Here is a 22,831-nt window from a genome sequence, read left to right on the forward strand (position 1 = left end):
CCGCCACACCGAACGCCGCCCCCGCAGCCGGACGCTCCGGCCCTCAGGGGCCGCCGGGGCCGGGTGCCGCGCCTGACTGGGCCGGTCCTCAGAGGCACTCTCCCGCCGGTTCCGGTGCCGCGCCTGCCGCTGGGCGGGCCGCCGGTCCTCAGGGGCAGCCGGGTCCGGGGGCCGGGGCTGCTGCGGGCTGGGTCGGTTCCCGGGGGCAGGCGCCTGCTGCCGGGTGGGGTGATCCCCAGGGGCGGCCCTCCGTTCCCGGTCCTGGTGGTGCCGGGCCGGACGCGGGTCCCGCCGGTGGAGGCTGGGCCAGCCCGGAGGGTGCGGCTCCATCGGGCTCCGGCTGGGTCGCGCCGGACAGCCGACCGCCGTCCGGCGGTGCTCGCGGTGCTGGCGGTGCAGGCGGCTCGGGCTGGGCGAATCCGTCCGGGTGGGCCAACCCGTCGGGCGACGATCACGCGCCGCCCGGGGGCCCCTCCGCCGGTCATGCGCCCGGTCATGCGCCCGGCCCCCAGTACGGGCCGCAACGTGGGCAAGAGCGCGGAGCGCAGCCCCCGGCCACGCCGTGGGGCGCGCACGGTCCCGTCGGGCCGCAGAGCGCGCACCGCCCCGGCGGGCCGCAGAACGTGCAAGGTCCGGGCGGGCCGCAGGGTGTGCAGGGCTTTGGCAGACAGGAGCGTGTGCCAGGCCATGACGGGCCGCACAGGCCGCAGAGGCCCGGCGGGTTGCATGGGCCACAGGCTTCTGGCGGGCCGCAGACGCCCGGCGGGTTGAACGGCCCGCAAGCTTATGGCGGGCCGGATGGGGAGCAGCCGCCCGGTGCGGTGCTCGGGGCGCATTCGCCTGCCCCGGCTCCTGGGGTGCGGCCGTCTTCCCCGCCCTATGTGCCGTCACAGCACCACCAGCAGCCTGGGCCGTCCCCACAGCAGGTTCCGCCGCCCTACCCCATGGGCTCCCCGCCGTATGGCGCTGCAGGTGGTGGAGCCGCGCCCGCACCCGGGGAAGCACCGCCCGGCCAGGCACCTCAGCCCGGTCAGGCGCCGCCGCCCGGTGACGCGCCGCCAGCCGGTCAGGCGCCGCTGCCAGCTGGGCAGACGTCATCGCCCGATCAGGTGTCGCCCGCTGGTCAGGGGCCGTCTCAAGGGCAGGCGTTGCGGGGTCGAGCGGCGCCGCATGGTTCAGCAGCGGCGCAGGGCCAGGCGATTCCGCGTAGCCAGGTGGAGCCGCGTAGCCAAGCGCCCGTGCAGGGCCAAGCGCCCGTGCAGGGCCAAGCACCCGTGCAGGGCCAAGCACCCGTGCAGGGCGAAGGCGCCGTGCGTGAGCAGGGGGATGCGTCCGAGTCGCTGTCGCGAGCCGACCACCCCGCCGGCGGCGGTGCGGGGAGTGACGGCAACGACGCCTTCTTCAAGCATGCCCCGGCCGAGGAGCAGCCCGACCTCGTCAAGGCCAGGCGTAAGCGGGCCGCCATGGTGTCCGTCACGCTGGTCGTCGCCCTGGCGCTGGCCGGTGGGATCCTGTACTTCGGCCCGACGATGTTCGGCACGCGACCGTCCGGTGGCGGGACCGTGGCGCAGGTGACCACGTCCGCCAGCCCGACTCCCGCAAGCGCCACCCCGACCCCAACCCCGACGACGGTGACGCCGACGCCGACGCCGACTCCGGTGCCGACGCCGGTCGAGGTGGAGCGGGCGACGGTGCCGGTGCTGGGCAAGCAGGACGGCAAGTCGCTCAAGGGCCACACCAGGGGCGTGCAGACGCTCTCCGCAGTCCCCGTGGGTGACAAGACGTGGCTGGTCACAGGAGGCCAGGACGGCCGGGTACGCCTGTGGGACCTGGGCGGGCACAAGTCCCTGGCCACGATGAGGGGCCACAGCGAGGAGGTCTACGCCGTCGCCGGCGTGATGATGGGCAAGACCCCCATGGCCCTCTCCGGCGGCTACGACGGCAGCGTCCGCCTGTGGAACCTCAAGACCCGCAAGGGCAAGGTCCTCGGCTGGCACGGTGACGCGGTCTACGCCGTCGCGCTGACGAAGGTCAAGGGCAAGTACGTCGCGGTCACCGGCGACGCCAACGGCTACCTGAAGTTCTGGGACCTGGACAGGCGCAAGGCCACGGGCAAGATGATCAGGGCCCACCGCAAGCCGGTGAACTGGCTCAGCGCGACCCACATCGGCGACCGCGCGGTGGTCGTGTCGGCCAGCGAGGACGAGACGCTGCGGGTCTGGGACCTGTCGAAGCGCAAGGCGTACGGCAAGACGTACAAGGGCCACTCGAAGGGCGTCTACTCGGTCGCGGTGGGGAAGGTGGACGGGAAGACGGTCGTGGCGTCTGGCGGCAAAGACGGAAAAATCCGGATCTGGGATCCGAAGAACGGCAAGACCCTCGGCACCATGTCCGGCCACAAGAAGATCGTCTACTCGCTGTCCTTCGGATCCATGAGCGACCGGACGGTGCTGCTGTCAGGCGGCACCGACGGCACGATCCGGCTCTGGGACCCCGAGACCCGCAAGGCCCTCGGCAAGCCCGTCAAGGCCCACAAGAGCGGCGTGTACGCGGTCGGCATCGTCCCCGTGGGCAAGGACACGGCCGTGGTCTCGGCGGGCAAGGACAAGCTGGTCAGGGTGTGGAAGGCCGAAGACGTGGCCGCCTCCGGCTCCTGACGGCGGGACGGAGGCGCGCGGCGGCCTGCTCCGGTGGATGAGGGGACCGGGTCGACGGTTCCGGTGGACGAGGGGATCGGGTCGACGGTTCCGGCACACGAAAGGGCGGGGTCATTGGTTCCTGACCGGCTCGAAGATCGCGTGGTGCGCCGCCACGAGCGCGCGGCGTACCGCCCGGTCGAGCTCGCGCAGGGCGGCCCTGCCCGCGGCGACCTGCCCCGACGTGAGCCCGCGCTCGTCGGCCAGGCGCAGCACGGCGCCCAGGCGCGTGGCGAGGGCCGAGACCCGGTGGGCCCGCCCCGGATAGCCGGGCGCGAGCTCCCCGCCGCGCTCCAGCCGCTCGGGACGGCCCTGCGCGGGGCCGTCCACCGACGCCAGGGCCTCGGTGGCCGCGCGCATCGCGTCGGACAACTCCCGCTCGGCCTCCGCCAAGGAGGGCAGGTCATGGCGTACGGGGCCGGAGTCGTGCACCTCCAGGCGTACCCCGACATAGGACGACCCGCGCCGGTCCGGCAGTGGCACCAGCCCGAGGTTGTGGTCACCGAGCACGGCGATCGCGGCCTGGCCGGCGTCGACCGCGGCCGAGTTGAACGACGCCGGCCCCGACAGCCCCAGCGGGTCGCCGGGCGCGGGCAGGGCGAGCCGGAACTCGCGCAGGCCACCGGCGCGCAGGTTTGCGAGGTATTTACGCAAGGGGACGTCGCCCGCCACGGCGGGCCCGCCGACGGCTTCCACGTGGTCAGCCGCCTCATCGAGGCCGACGTGACCGGACAGCCAGGCGTTGCCCCAGGCGACCAGGGATGGGCAGACAGTCGATTCAGGGCGCACCGATCCACGATAAGCGCTCGCCCTGCAATAGGTTTGTCCAGAGGGTGACTCCTAAGGAGGGATCGGGGATGGGTGGTCAGGTGCTGCGGCTCCAGGACGTCGCCGTCAGGCGCGACGGAGCGGCCCTGCTGCGCGGCATCGACTGGACGGTCAACGAGGACGAGCGATGGGTCGTCATCGGGCCCAACGGTGCCGGCAAGACCACGTTGCTGCAGGTCGCGGCCACGTTGCTCTATCCGAGCGAGGGCCTGGTCGAGGTGCTGGGGGAGCGGCTGGGGCAGGCGGACGTGTTCGACCTGCGGCCCAGGATCGGGCTGGCGAGCGCCGCGCTGGCCGAGCGCATCCCGCCGGAGGAGAAGGTCATCGACCTCGTGCTGACGGCCTCCTACGCGATCATGGGCCGCTGGACCGAGGAATACGACTCCAACGACGTGACCAGGGCCGTCGAGCTGATCGACATGATGGGCGCGGCCCACCTGATCAGGCGCCGCTTCGGCACCCTGTCGGAGGGCGAGCGCAAGCGGGTGCAGATCGCCCGCGCGCTCATGCCCGACCCCGAGATGCTCCTGCTCGACGAGCCGGCGGCCGGGCTCGACCTGGGCGGCCGCGAAGACCTGGTGCGCCGCCTGTCGCTGCTGGCCGGCGACTACCGCTCGCCGACGCTGGTGCTGGTGACGCATCACGTGGAGGAGGTGCCCAGCGGGTTCACGCACGGCCTGCTGCTGCGTCACGGCTCCGTGGTGTCCCAGGGGCCGCTGGAGCACGTCATGACCTCCGACAACCTCTCGCAGACGTTCGGCGTGCCGCTCTCGCTGGAGCGCAGCGCGGAGGGCCGCTGGTACGCGCGCGCTCACTAGATCACCATTTATGCGGATAAAAGACGGCCAAACCTGAAACCAAATAGGATCTACGGAGTCGGTATCCTCGACTCCGGAGCGTCGCCATGTCCGTCGAGCAGCTCATCGTCGCCATCGTCGTGGTCGCGGCGGTGGGCTTCGGGGTGGCCCGTACGATCCGCATCATCCCGCAGGCCACGGCCGCCATCATCGAGCGCCTGGGCCGCTACCACCGGACGCTGACCCCCGGGCTGAACCTGGTGGTGCCGTTCATCGACCGCATCAAGGACATGATCGACCTGCGGGAGCAGGTGGTGTCGTTCCCGCCGCAGCCGGTGATCACCTCCGACAACCTCGTAGTGTCCATCGACACCGTCATCTACTTCCAGGTCACCAATCCGAAGGCGGCCACGTACGAGATCGCGAACTTCCTCACCGGCGTCGAGCAGCTCACCGTCACCACGCTGCGCAACGTGGTCGGCGGCATGGACCTGGAACGCACGCTGACCTCCCGCGAGGACATCAACACCGCGCTGCGCGGCGTGCTGGACGAGGCGACCGGCAAGTGGGGCATCCGGGTCAACCGGGTCGAGCTCAAGGCCATCGACCCACCCGCCTCCATCCAGGACTCGATGGAGAAGCAGATGCGCGCCGACCGCGACAAGCGCGCCGCCATCCTGACCGCCGAGGGGCAGCGCCAGGCGGCGATCCTGGCCGCCGAGGGCGAGAAGCAGGCGGCGGTGCTGCGGGCGCGCGGCGAGGCGGAGGCGGCCGTGCTGCGCGCCCAGGCGGACGCGGAGGCCCAGGCCATGCGCGCCAAGGGGCAGGCGGACGCGATCGGCATGGTGTTCAAGGCCATCCACGAGGGCAACCCGGACCAGCATCTCCTCGCCTACCAGTACCTGCAGACCCTGCCCGAGATCGCAAAAGGCGACGCCAATAAAATCTGGATCGTCCCATCCGAAATGGGCAAGGTCCTGGAAAACCTGGGCGGCCTCTTCACTCCCCCCAAGGACCGGGACACCCGGTGAGAACCCTGCCGCACTGACTGCCGCCGCGGCCCTGACCGGGCACGGCGGCACGGCGGCGGTCTGGTCGGGGAGGGTTCGTGACGGGGTGGGAACTGGCCGCGGTCTGCGCTGCCGGAGTGGTGGCGGGCGCCATCAACGCGGTGGTCGGGTCGGGGTCGCTGATCACGTTCCCCACGCTCCTGGCGATCGGCGTCGACCCCGTCACGGCGAACGTCTCCAACACCATCGGCCTCGTGCCCGGCTCCTTCACGGCCGCGTACGGCTACCGCACCGAGCTCCTGGGCCAGCGCGAGCGCCTGCTGCGCCTGGGCACCGCCTCGGCCCTGGGGGCGCTGATCGGCGGGATCCTGCTGCTGTTCCTGGATCCCGACGTGTTCGAGGTCGTGGTCGTGGCGCTGATCGCGCTGGCCTGCGTGCTGGTCCTGGCACAGCCCAGGCTCAACGCGTGGGTGTCGGCGCGGCGCGAGGAGGCGCATCCGAACGGCGGCACGGCGCTGTGGCTGGGGGTGCTGGCCTCGGGCGTCTACGGCGGGTACTTCGGGGCCGCCCAGGGTGTGCTGCTGATCGGGCTGCTCGGCATCTTCCTGGACGACGGCCTGCAGCGGGTGAACGCGGCCAAGAACGTCCTCGCGCTGATCGTCAACGCCGTGGCCGCCGTGCTGTTCGTGGTCGTCGCGGACGTCGACTGGCAGGCCGTGGCGGGGGTGGCGCTGGGCGCGGTCGCGGGCGGGTTCGTGGGCGCCCAGCTGGGGCGGCGCATCCCGGCCCCGGTGCTGCGCGCGGTCATCGTCTGTGTCGGGATTGCGGCCATTATCGTACTGGTGTACGGATAACTGCCCGTGGGTATAACCAGGACATGAAGGGTGATCGGGTGGAGATCGTCATCGACGCGGGCGGCTCGTCGCCCCGCACCTACGAGATCACGGCCACCCGCGCCGGCCGGCGGGTCGAGGTGGCCAACCGGCGGGGGCTCGTGGAGGTGAGCGAGGTCACCCGCAGCGGCACGCCGGTGCGCACGGCCAGGTTCATGTCCAGCCGCATCCTCGCCCTCGTGGAGCACCCCGCCGACGAGGCCTCCTAGGAGAAGTGCGCGGCGTGCTCCTCCGCCCACCGGCGGAACGTCAGCGCGGGCCGGCCCAGCAGCTTCTCCACGGTGCCGGTGGCCCTCTCGGGGCTGGTCACGAAGCTCTCCCAGGTCCGCAGCGCACTGTCCACGAACGCCGGGTCGCCCCATCCCGCCATGAGCTGCTCCCTGGCCTCCTCCGGCGGCAGCTCCTCCCAGCGCACCTCCCGCCCGATCACCTCGCCGATCACGCGTACCTGCTCGGCCTGGGTCAGCTCATCGGGACCGCTGAGCACGTACGAGGCGCCGTTGTGGCCGCCGGAGGTGAGCACGTGCACGGCCACCGCGGCGATGTCCTGCTCGTGGATCAGCGCCCTGGACGCCTTCCCGTACGGCCACCGCACCACACCCTGCCGGATCTGGTCCGCCCACCCCAGCGTGTTGACCGCGAAGCCGCCGGGCCGCAGGAACGTCCAGCCGAGCCCGGACCGCCGGATGAGCTCCTCGATCTCCTGGTAGTGCGAGGCCGCCGTCCCGTCGTCGGGCACGTTCGCCGACACGTACACCACGCGCCGGGCGTGCCGCGCGATCACCGAGATCACGTCGGAGGCGTTCCCCGTCGTGAAGCCCGGCCAGACCAGGAAGACGCTCTCCACGTCCGCCAGCGCGGCCTCCACCGTCCCGGGAACGGTCAGATCACCGCGTACGGTCTCCACGTCCGCCTGGACCCGCTCCGGGTTCCTGGCGAACGCCCGGACGTCCAGCCCGGCCTCCGCGAGCCGGGACACCACATGCCTGCCAACATTGCCGGTCGCGCCGGTCACAAGAATCTTCCCCATGACCTCGACGGTAGGACCTCAATCTAACTTCAGGTCAACCCCGGCCGTACCTGGATCGTGCCGTCACGCCTGATCCGCGTCTCGAACACGGGCGCCGGCGCGGTCGCGGGCCCGTGCTTGACCGAGCCGTCCGCCAGCCGGAACGTGCTGCTGTGCCACGGGCACACCACGCACGCCTCGCCGTCCTCCATGACCAGCCGGCCCTGGTGCAGCGGTCCGGCCAGGTGCGGGCACCGGTCGGCGAGCACGGTCACGCCCTCCCCCTGGCGCAGCACGAAGAGCTGGATGTAGCCGAGGCGCCGGGCCACCGGCCGGCCCTCGGGAAGGTCCTTGAGCGGGCACAGGTCGTGCCAGCCCAGCGGCACCAGATGCGTCACCTGCGGGGCGTGGTTGGCCCCCGCGGCCTGCCGGTAGGCCAGGTGGCCGCCGAGATAGGCGCCGAGCCCGCCCACGGCCAGCCCGGCGAAGGACAACATCCGGCCGGGCCGCTCGCGCCCGTGCATGCGGGCCCACAGGGAGGCGGAGAACAGGCCAAGCGCGGTCATGTTCGACAACATGTGGACGAAACCCACCCGCTGCTGCTCGCGGTGCAGCGAGGACCAGTCGGTCAGCCCGGCCGCCGCCGTGGGCAGCGCGTTGACCAGGCCCGTGGCCAGCAGCAGGCGCGCGGCGCGCGGGTCGGCTTTCGCCAGGTCCAGCACGGCCGTCGAGATCCAGCAGCCCAGGCTGACCGTGGCCAGCGGCGGGTGCACCGGCTCCCCGAGCGGGACGCCGTGCAGCAGGTCGCGCAGGCGGCCCTGGCGCAGCCGCCGGCGTACGGCCTTGGCCAGCCCTCTGATCGGCCGGTCCATGGCCTTCGACTTCTCGAGCCGGTCGGCGATGGCCACTGGCCCGGCGAAACCCCGCAACTGCCGACGTCTCGCGCGTACTGTCTCTTTCACGACAAGTCCCCTACCCCGGGCTTTGGGGGATCACTCGGACAGGTGGCCCCGGGCCACGGAGAGTTCGACCAGCTCCAGGGCGTACGCGCCCAGCGAGGGCGACCCCTCCTCGATGATCCGTACCTTCTCCCTCACCTGCCCGGCCGTCACCTTGAACAGCGGCCACGTGCCGCCCTCGGTGTGGTGGTTGGCCAGGATCGGGGCGAAGCGGTCGAGCGCCTTGGCGAACCTCGCCTCCGGCGTCTTCCTGGCCTCGAACTCGTCCCACAGCTCCCGCAGCCACGCCCCCTGCTCGGCGGGCAGCAGGCCGAAGATGCGGTCGGCGGCGGCCCGCTCGGCCTCGGCCTGCGCGGAGACCGCCACCGCGTCGTAGACGAAGGTGTCACCGGCGTCGATCTCGACCAGGTCGTGCACCAACAACATGGCCACCACCCGTTGGAGGTCGGTACCGGGTGGGGCATGCTCGCCGAGGACCATCGCCAGCGTGCCCACGTACCAGGAGTGCTCTGCGGTGTTCTCCCGCCGCGAGCCGTCGATGAGATGGTTGCGGCGGATGATCCGCTTCAACTTGTCGATCTCGATGGCGAAGGCGATCTGGGCGTTCAGGCGGTCCTCTTCCGGCGCGATAGTCACGCGCGACACCCTAATGTGCGATGATCACCCCGGTTGGTGAAATCGTGACCGGAACTCCGTTGAACACTGCGTTACCACTTGGAACGTCTAGGGCGGATTCGTCGGTGAGCGAGTTCGCGCTGACGCCCGCGTGCTCGGCCGCGACGCTCTGCCTGCCCCCCGCGTGACCCCATCCGTGCGGCAGGCTCACCACGCCCGGCATGATCGTGTCGGTGGGCTCCAGCGGCACCGTGACCTGGCCCTTCGCCGAGCGCACCACGGCCTCGCCGCCCAGCCCGAGCCGCGCCACGTCGGCCGGGTGGATCTGCAGCGTGCAGGTGTTGCTGCCGCCGACCAGCGGGCCCACGTTGTGCATCCAGCTGTTGTTGGAGCGCAGGTGACGCCGCCCGATGAGGACGATCTCCGGCGGCTCCTCCTCCAGCTTGGCGCGCAGCCGCTCCACGTCCTCGATGAGCTGCGGCGGCGCCAGCTCGATCAGGCCGGAGGCGGTCTTGAGCACCTCGTCCAGCCGGGGCTCCAGCGCCCCCAGGTCCAGGCCGTGCGGGTTGTCGAGCAGCTTGCGTAGGGACAGGTCGCCCTTGCCGGCCCACTCGCCGTACGGGCCGAGCCTGAGCATGAGGTCCAAACGCCGCTCGGCCCCCGTCTCGCCCTCCAGCAGCTCGCGCAGCTCCGCCACGTCCCGCCCCTCGACCCCTGAAGCGGGCGTCTGCGTGGCCTTGCGCAACATCTCGTCGATCACGAACGCGTCGAGGTCACCCTCCAGCCCCGAGGCGATCAACGCCAGCCTGGCGAGGATCTGGGCTTCCGAGGGCCGCTCGTCCAGCGGGAGCAGCGGCGGCGAGTAACGCGCGTAGTTGCGCACCGCGAACCCGAGCAGCGCGAAGTCGTAGTGCCCGGACTGCAGGACCCGGGGCGGGGGCAGGATGACGTTCGCGTGCCGGGTGGTCTCGTTCAGGTACGGGTCCACGCTCACCATGAAGTCGAGCCGCTCGAAGGCCGCGTCCAGCCGGTCGCCGTGCGGCGCCGACAGCACGGGGTTGCCCGCGACCGTGAGCAGGAACCTGATCTGGCCCTCGCCGGGCGTCTCGATCTCGTCGGCGAGCGTGGCCACGGGCAGCTCGCCGTTCGCCTCCGGCAGCCCGCGCACGCGGCTCTTCCACCGCCCCACCGTGTACGCCCGGCGGCGCGCGGCGAACTCGGTGGCGGGCTTGGCGAACATGGCGCCGCCCGGCCGGTCGAGGTTGCCGGTGAGCACGTTGAGCACGTCCACCAGCCACTGGGCCAGCGTGCCGAACTCGGTGGTGCACGTGCCGATCCGGGCGTAGACGGCGGCCGTACGCGCTCCGGCCAGCTCCCTGGCCAGCCGCACGATCACCTCGGCGGGCACCCCGGTCCGCCGCGCGACGACCTCCGGCGGGAAGTGCTTGGCCGCCTCGCGCACCTCGGCCAGCCCGTTGACCTCGTGCCAGGGCCGGGCCAGGTCCTCGGCGAACAGGGTGTGGACGATCCCGAACAGCAGGTACGCGTCCGTGCCCGGGCGGATGAAGACGTGCTCGTCCGCCAGCGCGGCGGTGCGCGTGCGGCGCGGGTCGACCACGACGAACCGCCCGCCCCGCCCGCGCAGGGCCTTGAGCCGGCCGGGGAAGTCGGGCGCGGTGCACAGGGAGCCGTTGGACTCCAGCGGGTTGGCGCCCAGCATCAGCAGGAAGTCGGTCCGGTCCAGGTCGGGCACCGGGATGGCCAGCGGATGGCCGAACATGAGACCGCTGGCCACGTGCTTGGGCATCTGGTCGGCGGTGCTGGCGGAGTAGACGTGGCGGGTGCCGAGCGCCTTGATCAGCGGCGCGCCGTACAGGGCGCCGGCCATGGTGTGGGCGTTCGGGTTGCCGAGGTAGACGGCGACGGAGCCACGGTCGGCGACCCGGTCGAGCCCCGCCTTGACGGCGGCGAACGCCTCTTCCCAGCCGACCTCGCGCCACAGGTCGCCGTCCCTGACCAGGGGCTTGCGCAGGCGGTCGGGGTCCTCGTCGAGCCGGCCGAGGCTGGCCCCCTTCGGGCAGATGAAGCCCTTGCTGAACGGGTCGTCCTTGTCGCCTCTGACGCTGGTCACGTGGCCGCCGGCGTCGAGGGTGAGTGTCAGGCCGCAGACGGCCTCACAGAGGGGACATGTCCGGTGGACGGTCGAGGTCATCACGACTCCTGAGTTCGCCAGATGAACTCATCTTCGCGCGGAGCGCGCGCATGGGGAAGCCCCGGAGCCCCCGCGGTCTCCGGGGCTTGCACCCCAGGGAATTTCCCGGATTCCCTAGGCTTCTTCAGCGGGCCTCAGCCCATCTGGGGAAGTGCCACCCGAGTGCGCAGATCAGGCGGCTCCTCGAGGTCGGGTCTCAGCGCGACCCAGGCGCGCCTGCCGTACAGGCGGTCCAGCCCGGGAGAGGTGGCCCCCGGCACCTCGTCGCGCCTGACGATCTCCACGATCAGGAACTGGGCCCGCGTGCGGTGCCGGTAGACGTTCACGCTGCGGGCCCAGCAGGCCGCCGCGATCTCCTCGCTGTACGCCTCGAACTCCTCGGCGCTGATGCCGGCCCTGACCAGGATCAGCGCCTTCTCGCCGGTGGCCGTGGGCGTGATCCACAACACCAGCGGGATGCGGCCCGCCCTCGTGTGCATCGTGGTCTCCAGGCAGACCCGGTGCAGGCGGTGCCTGGACATCACGCACCAGAAGTGGGACACGATCCAGTTGCGGCCGACCCTGGTGGCGGCCGGGACCGAGATGGCGCTGGTCAGCAGGATGAAGGGCACCCACCGCCCCTCCTGCGTGGCGCCCAGCAGGGCCAGCGTGAACACCGCCAGCCCGGCCAGCAGCAGCAACTCGGCCCGGGCCCGCCAGAGCTTCACGAGCGGCCCGCCACCGCCGGCGCCGGGGAGGTCCTCGTTGGCCGGGTAGATCTGGTTACGCGGATTCCTCGACACGTCAGGACACCTCCTCGGTCACCTTGTGCGGCAGGCGGAGCTGGTCGAACCGTGGGTCGCGGTAGCGACGCGAGCCGAATCCCGTCTTGGTCACGGTCCAGCCCACCCGGAAGGCGAATTCGTCCGGCTCGACGCAGATTTCGTAGTCTGCCGAGGCGATGAGTTCCTGGATCCAGGACTTGATTCGGCTGAGTCCCTTGGTACCTTGTGAGTACATAGAAGACCCCTTTCGCGGCAATTCAGAGGTGGCTTCTTGGCCGGTCCGACGGCTGATGACCGGTTTCGCCGCAGGGTGGCAGCCCATATGCGGTGAACTGGTGGTCAGCCTCGGCCCGGCTTTTTGTGCGCTCGAATGAGCGGATCCGCGCAGCGTTGTTCAGGCGATTGCGTGATACCTCCGGCAAGTGGCCTCCCTGGGGCAGAGTTTCGTTTCCGGGACGGCGACGTTGCCGGAGCGGCGGCCCTCGTGCGGGCGCGCCATCGTGAGCGGAAGGCCCGATGCGTACGGCCGTCGCGTCATGTACGGCCTCCTCACCACTCGAGAGCCCTCCTGGTTCTGATCGTCCCCCGACGTCCTCGATGCTGCAATACTTCGAGCAAGGAAGATTTGAATTTCTTCGCCGGTTGCCGTGCAACTTGCACGAGAAGTGTCGGCAGCAGGCGTGAGGTCGAGAAACTCTCCCGACCCGTGCTGATTGCGAACCTTGTCCTTGCTCCTACGCTCCCTGCATGAAAGCCTTCTGGCAAGGCTGTGCGGCACTACACATGCAACTTGCAGTGTAAGATTGGGCGAACGGCCCAGAATGCCGGGCTCCAAACGGTCCCTCCCGGCTACACCTTCATTCCCGAGAAGGAGAGTGGACGGTGCCATCACAGCAGGGCAGTCCAACGGTACGGCGGCTCCGGTTGGGCCAGGAGCTGCGTCTCCTCCGGGAGCGGCGAAAGCTCACGGGGTCCAAGGCGGCCAGAGAGCTCGGCTGGTCGGCGAGCAAGGTCAGCCGCATCGAAGCCGCCAAGACCATGCCGAGTGCCGAGGACGTCAAGGCGCTGGCGAAGCTCTATCACGTGGACGGGGAGAAGCTTGACGAGCTCTTCGGGTTTCTACGGGATGCGGAGCAGCGAGGGTGGTGGGAGGATTACGAAGACTCCCTGCCTGAGGAGTACACAAGATTCCTCGGGCTGGAGGCTGAGGCGACATTCCAGCGCAACTGGGAACCCCAGCTCGTGCCTGGCCTGCTGCAGACTGACGACTATGCCAGGGAAGTGATCCTGGCGACCCGGGGCATCGCGCGCATCACGCACAGCGGTGTCAGGAGTCGGGTCGAGGCCCGTCTCGACAGGCAGCAGCGCGTGCTGCACCGCACCGACCCCTGCGCCCTGACCGTGGTGCTCGACGAGTCGGCGCTGATGCGCCGCTTCGGTGAGCCGTCGGTCATGCGTGAGCAGATGGAGCATCTCCTGGAGATCTCCCTCCTGCCACACGTGAGTGTCCAGGTTCTGGCTCTAGAATCACTTCATCCAGTTAACACCGGTGCGTTCATTCACCTGAAATTTGCCGCGTTTGATGATGTTGTGTACCTAGAGCAACTGTATACTGCTCACTTCGTCGATGATCTCGAACGAGTGGCCGGATACGAAACGGCTTTCGACCACATCCGGTCGGAAGCTCTGGATGAGGATGAGTCGCGGGTCCTTATCCAGCGTAAAGCCATGCTATGGCGGCGCTAGCGACGAAAACCTCAGAAAGGGGCAATGGAGCCCCTTTACGCATTTGGGGAGAAAATGTACAACCACACTAAGACGGCATCCTGGCAGAAGAGTTCGTTCTGCAACGGCGCGGCGGCGTGCGTCGAGGTTGCCCCCCTGGCCGACGGCAATGTCGCGTTGAGGGACAGCAAGGAGCAGGACGGGCCCGTCCTGGTCTTCACGCCGGCAGAGTGGGCCGCCTTCACGGCCGGGGTCCGGAGCGGCGAGTTCGACCTGGCCACGCTCGTAGCCAGCGCATAAGTGAACGGCCCTGGCAAGTTGCTGGCACAACCGCAGGGCCGTTCGGGCGGAGGCATGGCACAGCCTCCAGGGCATTCCAGCTCTCCCCACAGGTCGAGCACAGAAGACCCGCTCATCATGGCACACCCACCACCGTCTTGATCAACCTTCGGCGCGGCTGTTTCCGGCCCGCCCGAGCCAGGTGTCCCGGCCTCTCGTGACCGCCGCCGCAGCGACTTCCAGCGCGGCAGGACGGCATTCTCCGGTGGCCGGGAAATGTTCCCCGAGTTGCCTCGCGGGACGCAGGATTTTCGATTCCCGGCTGCCTGGACGGGAAATGCTGTGAACGCTTCACCTTTCTCTGGAGAAACGCGTTCGGCCCGCCTCCCGAAATGGGCTGCGGGCCGTGCGGTGCGGCCGGTCAGGAAAGGCCCAGGCCCTTTGCGACGCCCTGGCCGAGATCCTTGTGAATATTGCTCCAGTACTCCACGACCCGCTGCTTCATGTCGGTGGTGGCCTCGGGGGCCGAGGCGTGGCCGACGATGTTGCCGACCAGGTGGGCGCGGTCGACGTCGGACAGCACGTTCTCCCACAGGGCGCGGGGCTGGACGTAGTCGTCGTCCTCGGCGTGCTTGATGGAGGCCGAGCGCAGGATCTCGCCCGTGACGTGGTAGTGCTCGCCCTCGTACAGCGCCGGGTCGGCCGCCGGGCCGCCCGCCGAGTTGGGGGCGTACACCGGGTCCTGCGGGTTGCGGAAGGTCATCGGGCCGTCGAAGTTGTAGGAGTCGACCGGGTTGCGCGGCTGGTTGATCGGGAGCTGGAGGTAGTTGGGCCCGATCCGGTAGCGGTGCGCGTCGGGGTAGGAGAACAGGCGGCCCTGGAGCATCTTGTCGGGCGAGGCACCGATGCCGGGCACCAGGTTCGACGGCTCGAAGCCCGACTGCTCGACCTCGGCGAAATAGTTCCGCGGGTTCCGGTTCAGGGTGAAGGTGCCGATCGGGATCTCGGGGTAGTCGCTGTGCGGCCACACCTTGGTCAGGTCGAACGGGTTGAACCGGTAGTCGGCGGCGGCCGCGAACGGCATGATCTGCACGCTGACCGTCCAGGACGGGTGGTCGCCGCGCCTGATCGCGTCGTACAGGTCGCGGGTGTGGTGGTCGGGGTCGGTGGCGGTCAGGGCGGCGGCCTCGGCGGCGGTGAAGTTCTGGATGCCCTGGTCGGTCTTGAAGTGGTATTTGACCCAGTATTTCTCGCCGGCCGCGTTGTACCAGAGGAAGGTGTGCGAGCCGAAGCCGTGCATGTGCCGCCAGGAGGCCGGCGTGCCCCGGTCGGTCATCAGGAAGGTGACCTGGTGCGCGGATTCGGGGGACAGGGTCCAGAAGTCCCACTGCATGTTGTGGTCGTGCAGGTGGTTGTCCGCGCGGCGCTTCTGGCTGTGGATGAAGTCGGAGAACTTCTGCGGGTCGCGGATGAAGAAGATCGGCGTGTTGTTGCCGACGATGTCGTAGTTGCCGTCCTCGGTGTAGAACTTGATCGCGAAACCGCGCGGGTCACGCGCGGTGTCGGACGCGCCCAGCTCACCGGCGACGGTCGAGAAGCGCAGGAACAGCGGCGTCTCGGCGCCCTTGCGGAACAGTTCGGCCTTGGTGAACTGGCTGACGTCCTCGGTGATCCGCAGGAAGCCGTGGGCGCCGCCGCCCTTGGCGTGCACCACCCGCTCCGGGACGCGCTCGCGGTTGAAGTGCGCCATCTTCTGGATCAGGTAGTGGTCCTGCATGAGCAGGGGGCCGTTCGGGCCGACGGACAGCGAGTGCTCGTCGCTCGGCGCCGGGATGCCGGCGTCGTCGGTGGTGACAGGCCTGGTCGTCATAGCGCGATCCTCCGAATGATCATCGTTGACGGTTCGGGCAGACGCCCCCGAGTGCTGACGTCGGCTTTGTCCATGTCTGTCAACCTATGCCCTTAACCTGAATGACTCAAGTAAAGGAATTCTCCAAGTTATGCGGTGATCGGCGTGCGGCGGCGTACCAGGAAGAGGGAGCTCAGCCCGGCGAGGACGGCCAGGCCCGCCATCGCGAGGGAGGAGAGCAGGGAGGCCGAGCCCGTGTCCTGGCCCTGGCTGAGCGTGATGAACAGCGTTCCCACGGTGGAGACGCCGATCACCTGGCCGAGCTGCATCACGGTGAGCAGCGCGCCGCTGGCGTCGGCCGCGTACGCGCCGTCCACCTGCTCGGTCGCCATGTTGGTCACCGCGACCTGCACGCCGAGGCCGGCGCCGATGAGGGCACTCATGACCGCGTACGGGAGCCCGCCCCCGGCGGCCAGCCCGAGCCCCAGGTAGGCCGGCGCGGCCACCACGTAGCCGAACGGCACCAGCGTCCGCTGCAGGCGCGGCGGGAGGCGCGGCCAGGCGAGCCCGACCAGGCCGAAGGCCAGCGCGCACGGCACCAGCATCATGCCGGAGGCCAGCGGCGTCAGGTGCAGGTCGCCCTGCAGGTGCAGGGCCGAGGTGAACAGGAACGCGCCCCACGTGGCCGGGCCGAACAGCAGGATCGCCAGCCCCGGCCGCATGCCGGGCGCGCGCAGCACGCGGGCGTCCACCAGCGGGCGCCCGCCGCGCGCGGTCACCCAGCGCTCGATGCGGACGAACGCCGCGAACGCCGCCACGCTCAGCGCCATCGAGACCCAGCCCCACACCGGCCAGCCGAGGTCACGCCCGAGCACCAGCGGCACCACGAAGAGCAGCACGGCGGCGGACAGGGTCACCAGGCCCCAGGGGTCGAGCCCGGTCTTGCCGCCGCCCTCGTCGGCGGGCAGCACCCGGATCCCCGCGAGCAGGAGCAGCGCCCCGATCGGCACCAGCACCAGGAACACGATCCGCCAGCCCAGCCCGAGGCCCAGCAGGATCCCGCCGAGCGCCTGGCCGACCACGATGCCACCGCTGATCACCAGGGACCACAGGCCGATCGCCCGGCCTCTGGCCGCACCCTGATAGTTGCGCTGGATCAGCGTCAGCACCTGCGGCATCATCATCGCGGCCCCGGCGCCCTGCAGCAGCCGGGAGGCCACCAGCCAGCCCGTCGAGGGCGCCAGGCCCGCGGCGAGCGTGGTGACCGTGAAGACCGCCAGGCCGCCGAGAAACGCCTTGCGATAGCCGAACAGATCGCCGACCCTGGCTCCGGTGATCAGAAGTACGGCGTAGACAATGGTGTAACCGGCGACGATCATCTGCAGCCCCGCGCCCGACGAGTGCAGGTCGGACTCGATGGTGGGGGTGGCCACGTTGACGATGTTGACGTTCAGGATGGCCAGGAACTGCCCTACGAGGATGATCGCCAGGAGCAGACCGCTGGCCTTCGAGGCCTCCTGTGGCTTTGTGCCCACGGGAGAGGGAAAAGCGGCAGTTTGCGACATGCTGATGAGTCTGCCGTGGATCCGGTACCAGTAACGAGAGCCCATTTATCCTGGTATTGGTGGTAACTGGCTAAGTGTCGGCGTTGCACCCGATAGTGGAGGGATGAGCGTGGCAGAAGCACGACGTACCGATCTCTCGGCGTTCCTGCGCACCCGGCGCGAGCGGATCACGCCCGAGATGGTCGATCTCGGGCCGGGCCCGCGCAGGCGCACTCCGGGCTTGCGCCGCGAGGAGGTGGCGCAGCTCGCGGGCGTGGGCGTCACCTGGTACACGTGGCTGGAGCAGGGGCGCCCGATCAACGCCAGCAGCCAGGTGCTCGACGCGATCGCGCGCACGCTCCGGCTCGACACCGCCGAGCGCCACCACCTCTACCGGCTGGCCGGGCAGGCGGAGGAGCCGATCCCCGTGGACTCGGGCCAGGTGACGCCCGAGATGCAGGAGATCCTCGACCGGCTCGGCGACCTGCCGGCCTGCGTGACCAACAGCCGGTGCGACGTCCTGGCCTCGAACGACTCCTACGCGGCGCTGTTCCCCGAGCTGGTCGCCGCGCCGGAAGGGGAGCGGAACTCGCTCTGGCAGACCTGCCTGAACCCCTCGCCCATGACGGTGCTGCTCGACCGCGACCACGAGCTCGCCCGGGCCGTGGCGGTCTTCAGGGGCGCCTACACCCGGCACGCGGACGATCCGTGCTGGCAGGACTTCGTCCGCCGGCTCAGCTCGGAGAGCGCCGAGTTCGCGCGGCTGTGGGCGCGGCAGGACGTGGCCGAGCCCGGGCCGCGGGTGAAGGGATACAAGCACCGGGAACTCGGGATGTTGCGCTTCAGCACGACCAGCCTCATGGCCGTGCCCGAGTTGCGGCTGATTGTGTACTCCCCGATGGATGACGACACTCGTTCCGCTATGTCCAGGATTCGGGAGGCTGCGCGGTAATCCGCCCCACATGGCATGCTCGATCCCTGAAAGACAGGATTCGAGCGGAAGTGGCGGCAGATGAGATTCCCCCGTGCCCTCCCGGTTTTCGCTGTCGTCGCGTCGCTGGCCGCGTGCTCGTCGCCGCCCGAGAGGGAGCCGCAGAGCGGGCAGGTGGAGCGGCAGGCGGCCGCCTCGCCCAGCAAGAAGCCGACACCGGAGCGGAGGCCGTACACGATCGCGTTCGGCGGGGACGTGCACTTCGAGGGGATGTTGCGGGGGAGGCTGGCCAGCCCGCGCACGGCGCTGGGGCCGATCGCGAGCACGCTGCGCAAGGCCGACTTATCGATGGTGAACCTGGAGACGGCGATCACCACCGGGGGGACGCCGGCGCCGGGCAAGCAGTTCACGTTCAGGGCTCCGGCCAGCGCGTTGACCGCGCTGAAGGGCGCGGGGGTGGACGTCGCCTCCATGGCGAACAACCACGGCATGGACTACATGGAGAGCGGGCTGGCCGACTCGCTGGCGGCGGTCAAGCGCAGCAAGTTCCCCGTGGTGGGGATCGGGGCGGACGCTGCGGAGGCGTACCGGCCCTTCCGGAAGGTCGTGAACGGCAACCGGGTGGCGATCATCGGGGCCACGCAGGTGCTGGACGCGGAGTTCATCCAGGCGTGGACGGCCACGGCGGACAAGGGCGGGCTGGCCTCGGCGAAGAACGAGACGGCCCTGCTGCGGGCGGTGCGGCAGGCGCGCAAGAACTCCGACACCGTGATCGTCCACCTGCACTGGGGCACCGAGATGCAGAAGTGCCCCAACGAGGCGCAGCGCTCGCTCGCTCCCAAGCTGGTCGAGGCGGGGGCCGACGTGGTGGTCGGCGGGCACGCGCACATCCTGCTCGGGTCGGGATACCTGGACAACGCTTACGTCAACTACGGCATGGGCAACTTCGTCTTCTACAACTCCAACCCGGCGACCACCGGCAGGACCGGCGTGCTGACGCTGACGATCAACGGACGGAAGATTCTCAAGGACGCCTGGACTCCGGCGACCATCCAGGGGGGTATCCCGATACCGATGACGGGGTCCGCCCGGACCCAGGCCGTGGCGGACTGGAAGGCGCTGCGATCCTGCACGGGGCTGGCCGCGCGACCCTGATCGATCTATTCTGCTGGACAGTTCGTCCAATAGGAGGTCGCGATGCGGTGGGTCGAGTCCGGTGACGTGCGGCTGGCGGTCTTCGAGGAGGGCGATCCGGGCAAGCCGGTCGTGCTGCTCCTGCACGGCTATCCGGACACGCATCGCGTCTGGGACGAGGTGGCCGCGTTGCTGCGCGACCGCTTCCGCGTGGTGCGATACGACGTGCGCGGCGCCGGGCGGTCCACGGCCCCGCGCGACCGGCGCGACTACGGCTTCGACCGGCTGATCGCCGATCTCGGCGCGGTGATCGAGGCGGTCGGCGCGCCCCGGGTGCACCTCGTCGGGCACGACTGGGGCTCGCTGCAGGGGTGGGAGGCGCTCGGCCGGGCGGGGATCCGGGACCGGCTGACCTCGTTCACCAGCCTGGGCGGGCCGGGGCTGCGGCAGGCGGCGGATTTCACGCGGCACGGGCGGCGGCGCGACGTGGCGGTGCAGCGCCTCAAGTCCTGGTATATCGGGGCATTTCAGATTCCGGTGTTGCCCGAGCTGGCGTGGCGGACGGTCCTGCCGGGGATCGTCTCCCGCGCCCTCGGGGCGCCGCCCCGGCCCGGGCATCCGGCCGACACCCTGAGCAGGGACGGGCTCAACGGGCTGTGGCTCTACCGGCGGAACATGCCGCTGGGGGGCTCCGGGCTCGATCCGCGCGTCCCCGGGGTGCCCGTGCAGCTCGTCGAGGCCACCCACGATCCGTACGTCACCCCGGCGCTGCTGGCCGCCGTGGGGCGTTGGGCGCCCAGGCTCTGGCACCGCCGGATCACGACCGGGCACTGGGCGCACCGGAGCCGCCCGGAGGCGGTCGCCGGGATGATCGCGGAGTTCGTGGAGCACGCCGAGGGCGCCCCGGCCTCCCGGGGGTTGCGGCGGGCGGGGGCGGCGGGGGCGGCCGGGGCGTTCGGGGGAAAGCTGGTGGTGATCACCGGCGCGGGGTCGGGGATCGGGCTGGCGACCGCGCGGGCTTTCGCGGCGCATGGGGCGGAAGTGGTGTGCGCGGATATCGACCTGGACGCCGCGAAGCGGGCCGCCGACGCCATTGGTGCGGATCTCGGGGGTACGGCGTACGCGGCGCAGGTCGATGTGGCGAAAAGCGATCAGATGGAGGATTTTTCGCGAAATATCATCTCTGAATATGGCGTGCCGGACATTGTGGTGAACAATGCGGGGATCGCGGTCGCCGGGCCGTTCCTCGACCACACCGTCGAGGACTGGCGCAGGACCATCGACGTCAATCTGTGGGGCGTCGTCCACGGGTGCCGGCTCTTCGGCGCCGCCATGGCCGAGCGCGGCGAGGGCGGCCACATCGTCAACGTCGCCTCTCTGGCCGCGTTCGCGCCGTCCATCGTGCTGCCCGCGTACTCGACCTCGAAGGCGGCCGTGAAGATGCTCAGCGACTGTCTCAGGGCCGAGCTGGCGGGTCAGGGCATCGGGGTCACCGTCATCTGCCCGGGCTTCGTCTCCACGGGGATCGCGGGCAACGCCACGTACACCGATGACGGCCTGCGCCAGGGAGCCGTGCAGGGTCTGGCGCGGCGCGGATACCCGCCGGAGCGCGTGGCCGCGCACATTCTGCGGGCGGTGCACAGAAATCAGGCGGTCGTGCCGGTGAACTTGGAGGGGAAAGTCGGGTATGCCCTGTCTCGGATTTCGCCGAGGGCGATGCGGGGGCTCGCCCGGTTGAGCGGTGCCGTGAGAAATCCGAAATTGGCAGGTAACGATCGCCCGTACGAGAGAAGATGAATCCGTGTCTACGCCGCAAATGAACGATGAGTGCGTCCACCCCAAAGCCCTCAGGCGGCAGCCCGCACAGCGCCGCAGCGCCCGGCGTGTCGAGCGCATGCTCGACGCGTGTGCCGAGTTGCTCGACGAGACCGGATACGAGGCCCTGTCCACCACCCGCATAGCCGAGCGGGCGGGCGTGGCGATCGGCTCGGTCTATCAGTTCTTTCCCGACAAGCGGGCCATCACCCAGGAGCTCACCCGGCGCAACGTCGAGGAGTTCGTCCGCAGGGTCGATCGCAGGTTCCTCGAGGAGGACTACCGCGGCTGGTGGGAGGCCGTCGACGCGATCATCGACATCTACGTGGACATGCACAGGACGGTCGCCGGCTTCAAGAGCCTGCAGTTCGGCGACGTCGTCGACCTCAACCTGCTCGACTCCGACTCCGACAACAACACGGTGATCGCCGGGCGGCTGCGCGGGCTGTTCCTGAAGGAGTTCGGCCTGGCGGACAGCCCCTCGCTCGACCTGGCGGTGCTCGTCGCGGTCGAGGCGGGCGACGCCGTGCTGAAGCTGGCCTTCCGCCGCGACCCCGACGGCGCGCCCGAGATCATCGACGCGGCCAAACACCTGATCAGAGGCTTCCTGTCCCGCCAGCTCCGATCCTGGTCCCCCCGCTAGGAGCCCGGCGGGGCCCGCAGATGGCCGGATCAGTAGCCGGCGGCCACCTTCGGCGCGCCGGGGACCAGATCGCGGTGCCAGTGCTTCCCGTGCTCGCGCTCACCGAGCGCGGTCGCGGGCACCTGCTGGAATCGCGGCGTGGCCGGCGTGCGCAGGCAGGGGGCCGGGAACGAGATCGGACGCGCGTCCCTGGCCTCGCGGACGTCCAGCCGGGCCTCCAGCGCCCGCAGGTTGCTCTCCGCGGCCTCGAGGGCCTCCATCCGGGCCGACAGATAGCCGGCCACACCGGGAATGAGGGCCGACAACACGACGGCACAGGCCAGCATGAAGGTCAGCTGCTTGGACATGCCCATCACAGTCCCTTCGCTCGCGTGGCGGCAAAGCGACCTCTATATGCCCGGTGACCTGGGCGGACACGCCTTCTGTGAGCAGGATTGGACGAGACGTTACCGAATTTGCACGGGACCGGCGATGTGGATTGACCGGGCAAAGGCCCGGGCGGCTCGGTAGTCTCGCGGTGTGGCGCATGTGACCCGTGAGCACCTTGATCGTCTGCTTGAGCAGGCCCTGCTGGCCGACGACCACAGTTCCCTGGCCAGTCGGCTGTACGACGTCGCGCTCGACTATTCGTCCGGCGACGTCTCAAGGGCATCCATCCTGGTCCTCGCCGCCGAGGAATGGCGAGCGGCGGGCCAGCCCGCGCGCGCGATGGAGTGTTTCCAGCGCGCGGTCGAGGACGGTGGCGAGGCCGGGTTCGATCCGCGTGCCGGCATCGCCGACACGCTCTTCGAGCTCGACCGGCCGGACGAGGCGAGGGAGGTCATCGAGACGATACGCGCGGAGGGAGACGTCTCCACGGCGACCGCTCATACGATCGCCGAGACCCTGGTCGCCTATGGCGACCTGCAAGGGGGCCTCGAATGGGCGACGCAGGCCGCCCTGCGGTGTGACGAGAACGACCCGGAGCAGGTGGCGCTGCTGCGCACCCGTTATCGCATCAGGGTCGATCTCGGGCTCCCCGAGGACGAGCTCGACGAGCTCGTCTCCTGAGGGCGCGCGTCCCGCCGGGCGGTGACCGTCCCGGCAGGGCGCGCTCCGTCATGCCCCGACACGTGCGGTCCCCATGGT

General features: G+C 70.2%; 22 protein-coding genes. 12 read left to right on the top strand and 10 right to left on the bottom strand.

The window, feature by feature from the left end:
- Window positions 1–1,310: 1,310 nt before the first annotated feature.
- Entirely contained in the window at window positions 1,311–2,657 is a 1,347-nt protein-coding gene (locus ACBJ59_RS35070) for a WD40 repeat domain-containing protein (protein WP_375114498.1), read from the top strand.
- A 111-nt stretch (window positions 2,658–2,768) separates the two neighbouring features.
- Here ACBJ59_RS35070 and ACBJ59_RS35075 read toward each other — a convergent pair whose 3' ends face one another.
- Window positions 2,769–3,485: a hypothetical protein gene (locus ACBJ59_RS35075; RefSeq protein WP_375114499.1), complete on the bottom strand. Its 717-nt coding sequence runs from the start codon at window positions 3,483–3,485 to the stop codon at window positions 2,769–2,771.
- Window positions 3,486–3,553: 68 nt separating this feature from the next.
- On the opposite strand from ACBJ59_RS35075, the gene ACBJ59_RS35080 reads away from it, so the two are divergent.
- The 4 genes from ACBJ59_RS35080 (at window position 3,554) to ACBJ59_RS35095 (ending at window position 6,433) form a co-directional block, all read left to right on the top strand.
- On the top strand, window positions 3,554–4,342 hold the full coding sequence (locus ACBJ59_RS35080) for an ABC transporter ATP-binding protein (RefSeq protein ID WP_364126129.1): 789 nt from the start codon (window positions 3,554–3,556) through the stop codon (window positions 4,340–4,342).
- An 86-nt stretch (window positions 4,343–4,428) separates the two neighbouring features.
- On the top strand, window positions 4,429–5,352 hold the full coding sequence (locus tag ACBJ59_RS35085; protein ID WP_375114500.1) for an SPFH domain-containing protein: 924 nt from the start codon (window positions 4,429–4,431) through the stop codon (window positions 5,350–5,352).
- A 77-nt stretch (window positions 5,353–5,429) separates the two neighbouring features.
- Window positions 5,430–6,185, top strand: a complete 756-nt coding sequence (locus tag ACBJ59_RS35090; RefSeq protein ID WP_375114501.1) for a sulfite exporter TauE/SafE family protein — start codon at window positions 5,430–5,432, stop codon at window positions 6,183–6,185.
- Between the two features lie 23 nt (window positions 6,186–6,208).
- Window positions 6,209–6,433 (top strand): hypothetical protein, encoded by a 225-nt coding sequence (locus tag ACBJ59_RS35095; RefSeq protein WP_375114502.1) that lies wholly within the window; start codon window positions 6,209–6,211, stop codon window positions 6,431–6,433.
- Here the strand turns inward: ACBJ59_RS35095 and ACBJ59_RS35100 are convergent.
- The 6 genes from ACBJ59_RS35100 to ACBJ59_RS35125 all read right to left on the bottom strand — a co-directional run bounded on the left by ACBJ59_RS35100 (window position 6,430) and on the right by ACBJ59_RS35125 (window position 12,018).
- Window positions 6,430–7,254 (bottom strand): NAD(P)H-binding protein, encoded by an 825-nt coding sequence (locus ACBJ59_RS35100; RefSeq protein ID WP_375114503.1) that lies wholly within the window; start codon window positions 7,252–7,254, stop codon window positions 6,430–6,432. The genes ACBJ59_RS35095 and ACBJ59_RS35100 overlap by 4 nt on opposite strands.
- A 29-nt stretch (window positions 7,255–7,283) precedes the next feature.
- A complete protein-coding gene (locus tag ACBJ59_RS35105) occupies window positions 7,284–8,195 on the bottom strand; it encodes a Rieske 2Fe-2S domain-containing protein (protein WP_375114504.1) in 912 nt (303 codons plus the stop codon).
- A gap of 30 nt (window positions 8,196–8,225) precedes the next feature.
- Entirely contained in the window at window positions 8,226–8,837 is a 612-nt protein-coding gene (locus ACBJ59_RS35110; RefSeq protein WP_364126146.1) for an HD domain-containing protein, read from the bottom strand.
- A gap of 1 nt (window position 8,838) precedes the next feature.
- Window positions 8,839–11,019: a molybdopterin-dependent oxidoreductase gene (locus ACBJ59_RS35115; protein ID WP_375114505.1), complete on the bottom strand. Its 2,181-nt coding sequence runs from the start codon at window positions 11,017–11,019 to the stop codon at window positions 8,839–8,841.
- 134 nt (window positions 11,020–11,153) lie between these two features.
- The gene (locus ACBJ59_RS35120; protein ID WP_375114506.1) at window positions 11,154–11,801 is read right to left on the bottom strand and encodes a hypothetical protein; all 648 of its coding nucleotides are present in this window, start codon (window positions 11,799–11,801) and stop codon (window positions 11,154–11,156) included.
- A 1-nt stretch (window position 11,802) separates the two neighbouring features.
- Window positions 11,803–12,018, bottom strand: coding sequence for a hypothetical protein (locus ACBJ59_RS35125; protein ID WP_364126155.1), 216 nt, complete (start codon window positions 12,016–12,018; stop codon window positions 11,803–11,805).
- A 647-nt stretch (window positions 12,019–12,665) separates the two neighbouring features.
- Between ACBJ59_RS35125 and ACBJ59_RS35130 the strand changes: the two genes are divergently transcribed.
- Both ACBJ59_RS35130 and ACBJ59_RS35135 read left to right on the top strand, forming a co-directional pair.
- On the top strand, window positions 12,666–13,529 hold the full coding sequence (locus ACBJ59_RS35130; protein WP_375114507.1) for a helix-turn-helix domain-containing protein: 864 nt from the start codon (window positions 12,666–12,668) through the stop codon (window positions 13,527–13,529).
- 54 nt (window positions 13,530–13,583) lie between these two features.
- Window positions 13,584–13,808: a DUF397 domain-containing protein gene (locus ACBJ59_RS35135; protein ID WP_364126161.1), complete on the top strand. Its 225-nt coding sequence runs from the start codon at window positions 13,584–13,586 to the stop codon at window positions 13,806–13,808.
- Between the two features lie 400 nt (window positions 13,809–14,208).
- On the opposite strand, the gene ACBJ59_RS35140 is transcribed toward ACBJ59_RS35135, so the two are convergent.
- A complete protein-coding gene (locus tag ACBJ59_RS35140) occupies window positions 14,209–15,657 on the bottom strand; it encodes a catalase (RefSeq protein ID WP_375114508.1) in 1,449 nt (482 codons plus the stop codon).
- 128 nt (window positions 15,658–15,785) lie between these two features.
- Entirely contained in the window at window positions 15,786–17,171 is a 1,386-nt protein-coding gene (locus ACBJ59_RS35145; protein ID WP_375114509.1) for an MFS transporter, read from the bottom strand.
- A 133-nt stretch (window positions 17,172–17,304) separates the two neighbouring features.
- Here ACBJ59_RS35145 and ACBJ59_RS35150 point away from each other — a divergent pair, with 133 nt between their 5' ends.
- From ACBJ59_RS35150 to ACBJ59_RS35165, 4 genes are all read left to right on the top strand, one after another.
- Complete coding sequence (locus tag ACBJ59_RS35150) at window positions 17,305–18,132, top strand: helix-turn-helix transcriptional regulator (RefSeq protein WP_375114510.1); 828 nt, start codon at window positions 17,305–17,307, stop codon at window positions 18,130–18,132.
- Between the two features lie 60 nt (window positions 18,133–18,192).
- Window positions 18,193–19,266 carry a CapA family protein gene (locus tag ACBJ59_RS35155; RefSeq protein WP_375114511.1) on the top strand — a complete coding sequence of 358 codons (1,074 nt, stop codon included), beginning with the start codon at window positions 18,193–18,195 and terminating at the stop codon, window positions 19,264–19,266.
- A gap of 42 nt (window positions 19,267–19,308) precedes the next feature.
- Window positions 19,309–21,042: an SDR family oxidoreductase gene (locus tag ACBJ59_RS35160; RefSeq protein WP_375114512.1), complete on the top strand. Its 1,734-nt coding sequence runs from the start codon at window positions 19,309–19,311 to the stop codon at window positions 21,040–21,042.
- A 97-nt stretch (window positions 21,043–21,139) separates the two neighbouring features.
- Window positions 21,140–21,703, top strand: coding sequence for a TetR/AcrR family transcriptional regulator (locus ACBJ59_RS35165; RefSeq protein WP_375114865.1), 564 nt, complete (start codon window positions 21,140–21,142; stop codon window positions 21,701–21,703).
- Between the two features lie 29 nt (window positions 21,704–21,732).
- On the opposite strand, the gene ACBJ59_RS35170 is transcribed toward ACBJ59_RS35165, so the two are convergent.
- A complete protein-coding gene (locus ACBJ59_RS35170; protein WP_375114513.1) occupies window positions 21,733–22,050 on the bottom strand; it encodes a hypothetical protein in 318 nt (105 codons plus the stop codon).
- 172 nt (window positions 22,051–22,222) lie between these two features.
- Here ACBJ59_RS35170 and ACBJ59_RS35175 point away from each other — a divergent pair, with 172 nt between their 5' ends.
- On the top strand, window positions 22,223–22,753 hold the full coding sequence (locus ACBJ59_RS35175; RefSeq protein WP_364126182.1) for a tetratricopeptide repeat protein: 531 nt from the start codon (window positions 22,223–22,225) through the stop codon (window positions 22,751–22,753).
- The last annotated feature ends 78 nt before the right edge of the window (window positions 22,754–22,831 follow it).

The organism is Nonomuraea sp. MTCD27, assembly GCF_041950495.1.
Lineage (GTDB): Bacteria > Actinomycetota > Actinomycetes > Streptosporangiales > Streptosporangiaceae > Nonomuraea.

Bases quoted from the DNA above. Each gene is read 5' to 3' on its own strand.
- ACBJ59_RS35080 (WP_364126129.1), top strand. From the start codon at position 3,554: ATGGGTGGTCAGGTGCTGCGGCTCCAGGACGTCGCCGTCAGGCGCGAC.
- ACBJ59_RS35085 (WP_375114500.1), top strand. From the start codon at position 4,429: ATGTCCGTCGAGCAGCTCATCGTCGCCATCGTCGTGGTCGCGGCGGTG.
- ACBJ59_RS35095 (WP_375114502.1), top strand. From the start codon at position 6,209: ATGAAGGGTGATCGGGTGGAGATCGTCATCGACGCGGGCGGCTCGTCG.
- ACBJ59_RS35100 (WP_375114503.1), bottom strand. From the start codon at position 7,254: ATGGGGAAGATTCTTGTGACCGGCGCGACCGGCAATGTTGGCAGGCAT.
- ACBJ59_RS35115 (WP_375114505.1), bottom strand. From the start codon at position 11,019: ATGACCTCGACCGTCCACCGGACATGTCCCCTCTGTGAGGCCGTCTGC.
- ACBJ59_RS35125 (WP_364126155.1), bottom strand. From the start codon at position 12,018: ATGTACTCACAAGGTACCAAGGGACTCAGCCGAATCAAGTCCTGGATC.
- ACBJ59_RS35135 (WP_364126161.1), top strand. From the start codon at position 13,584: ATGTACAACCACACTAAGACGGCATCCTGGCAGAAGAGTTCGTTCTGC.
- ACBJ59_RS35140 (WP_375114508.1), bottom strand. From the start codon at position 15,657: ATGACGACCAGGCCTGTCACCACCGACGACGCCGGCATCCCGGCGCCG.
- ACBJ59_RS35150 (WP_375114510.1), top strand. From the start codon at position 17,305: ATGAGCGTGGCAGAAGCACGACGTACCGATCTCTCGGCGTTCCTGCGC.
- ACBJ59_RS35155 (WP_375114511.1), top strand. From the start codon at position 18,193: ATGAGATTCCCCCGTGCCCTCCCGGTTTTCGCTGTCGTCGCGTCGCTG.
- ACBJ59_RS35160 (WP_375114512.1), top strand. From the start codon at position 19,309: ATGCGGTGGGTCGAGTCCGGTGACGTGCGGCTGGCGGTCTTCGAGGAG.
- ACBJ59_RS35165 (WP_375114865.1), top strand. From the start codon at position 21,140: ATGCTCGACGCGTGTGCCGAGTTGCTCGACGAGACCGGATACGAGGCC.
- ACBJ59_RS35170 (WP_375114513.1), bottom strand. From the start codon at position 22,050: ATGTCCAAGCAGCTGACCTTCATGCTGGCCTGTGCCGTCGTGTTGTCG.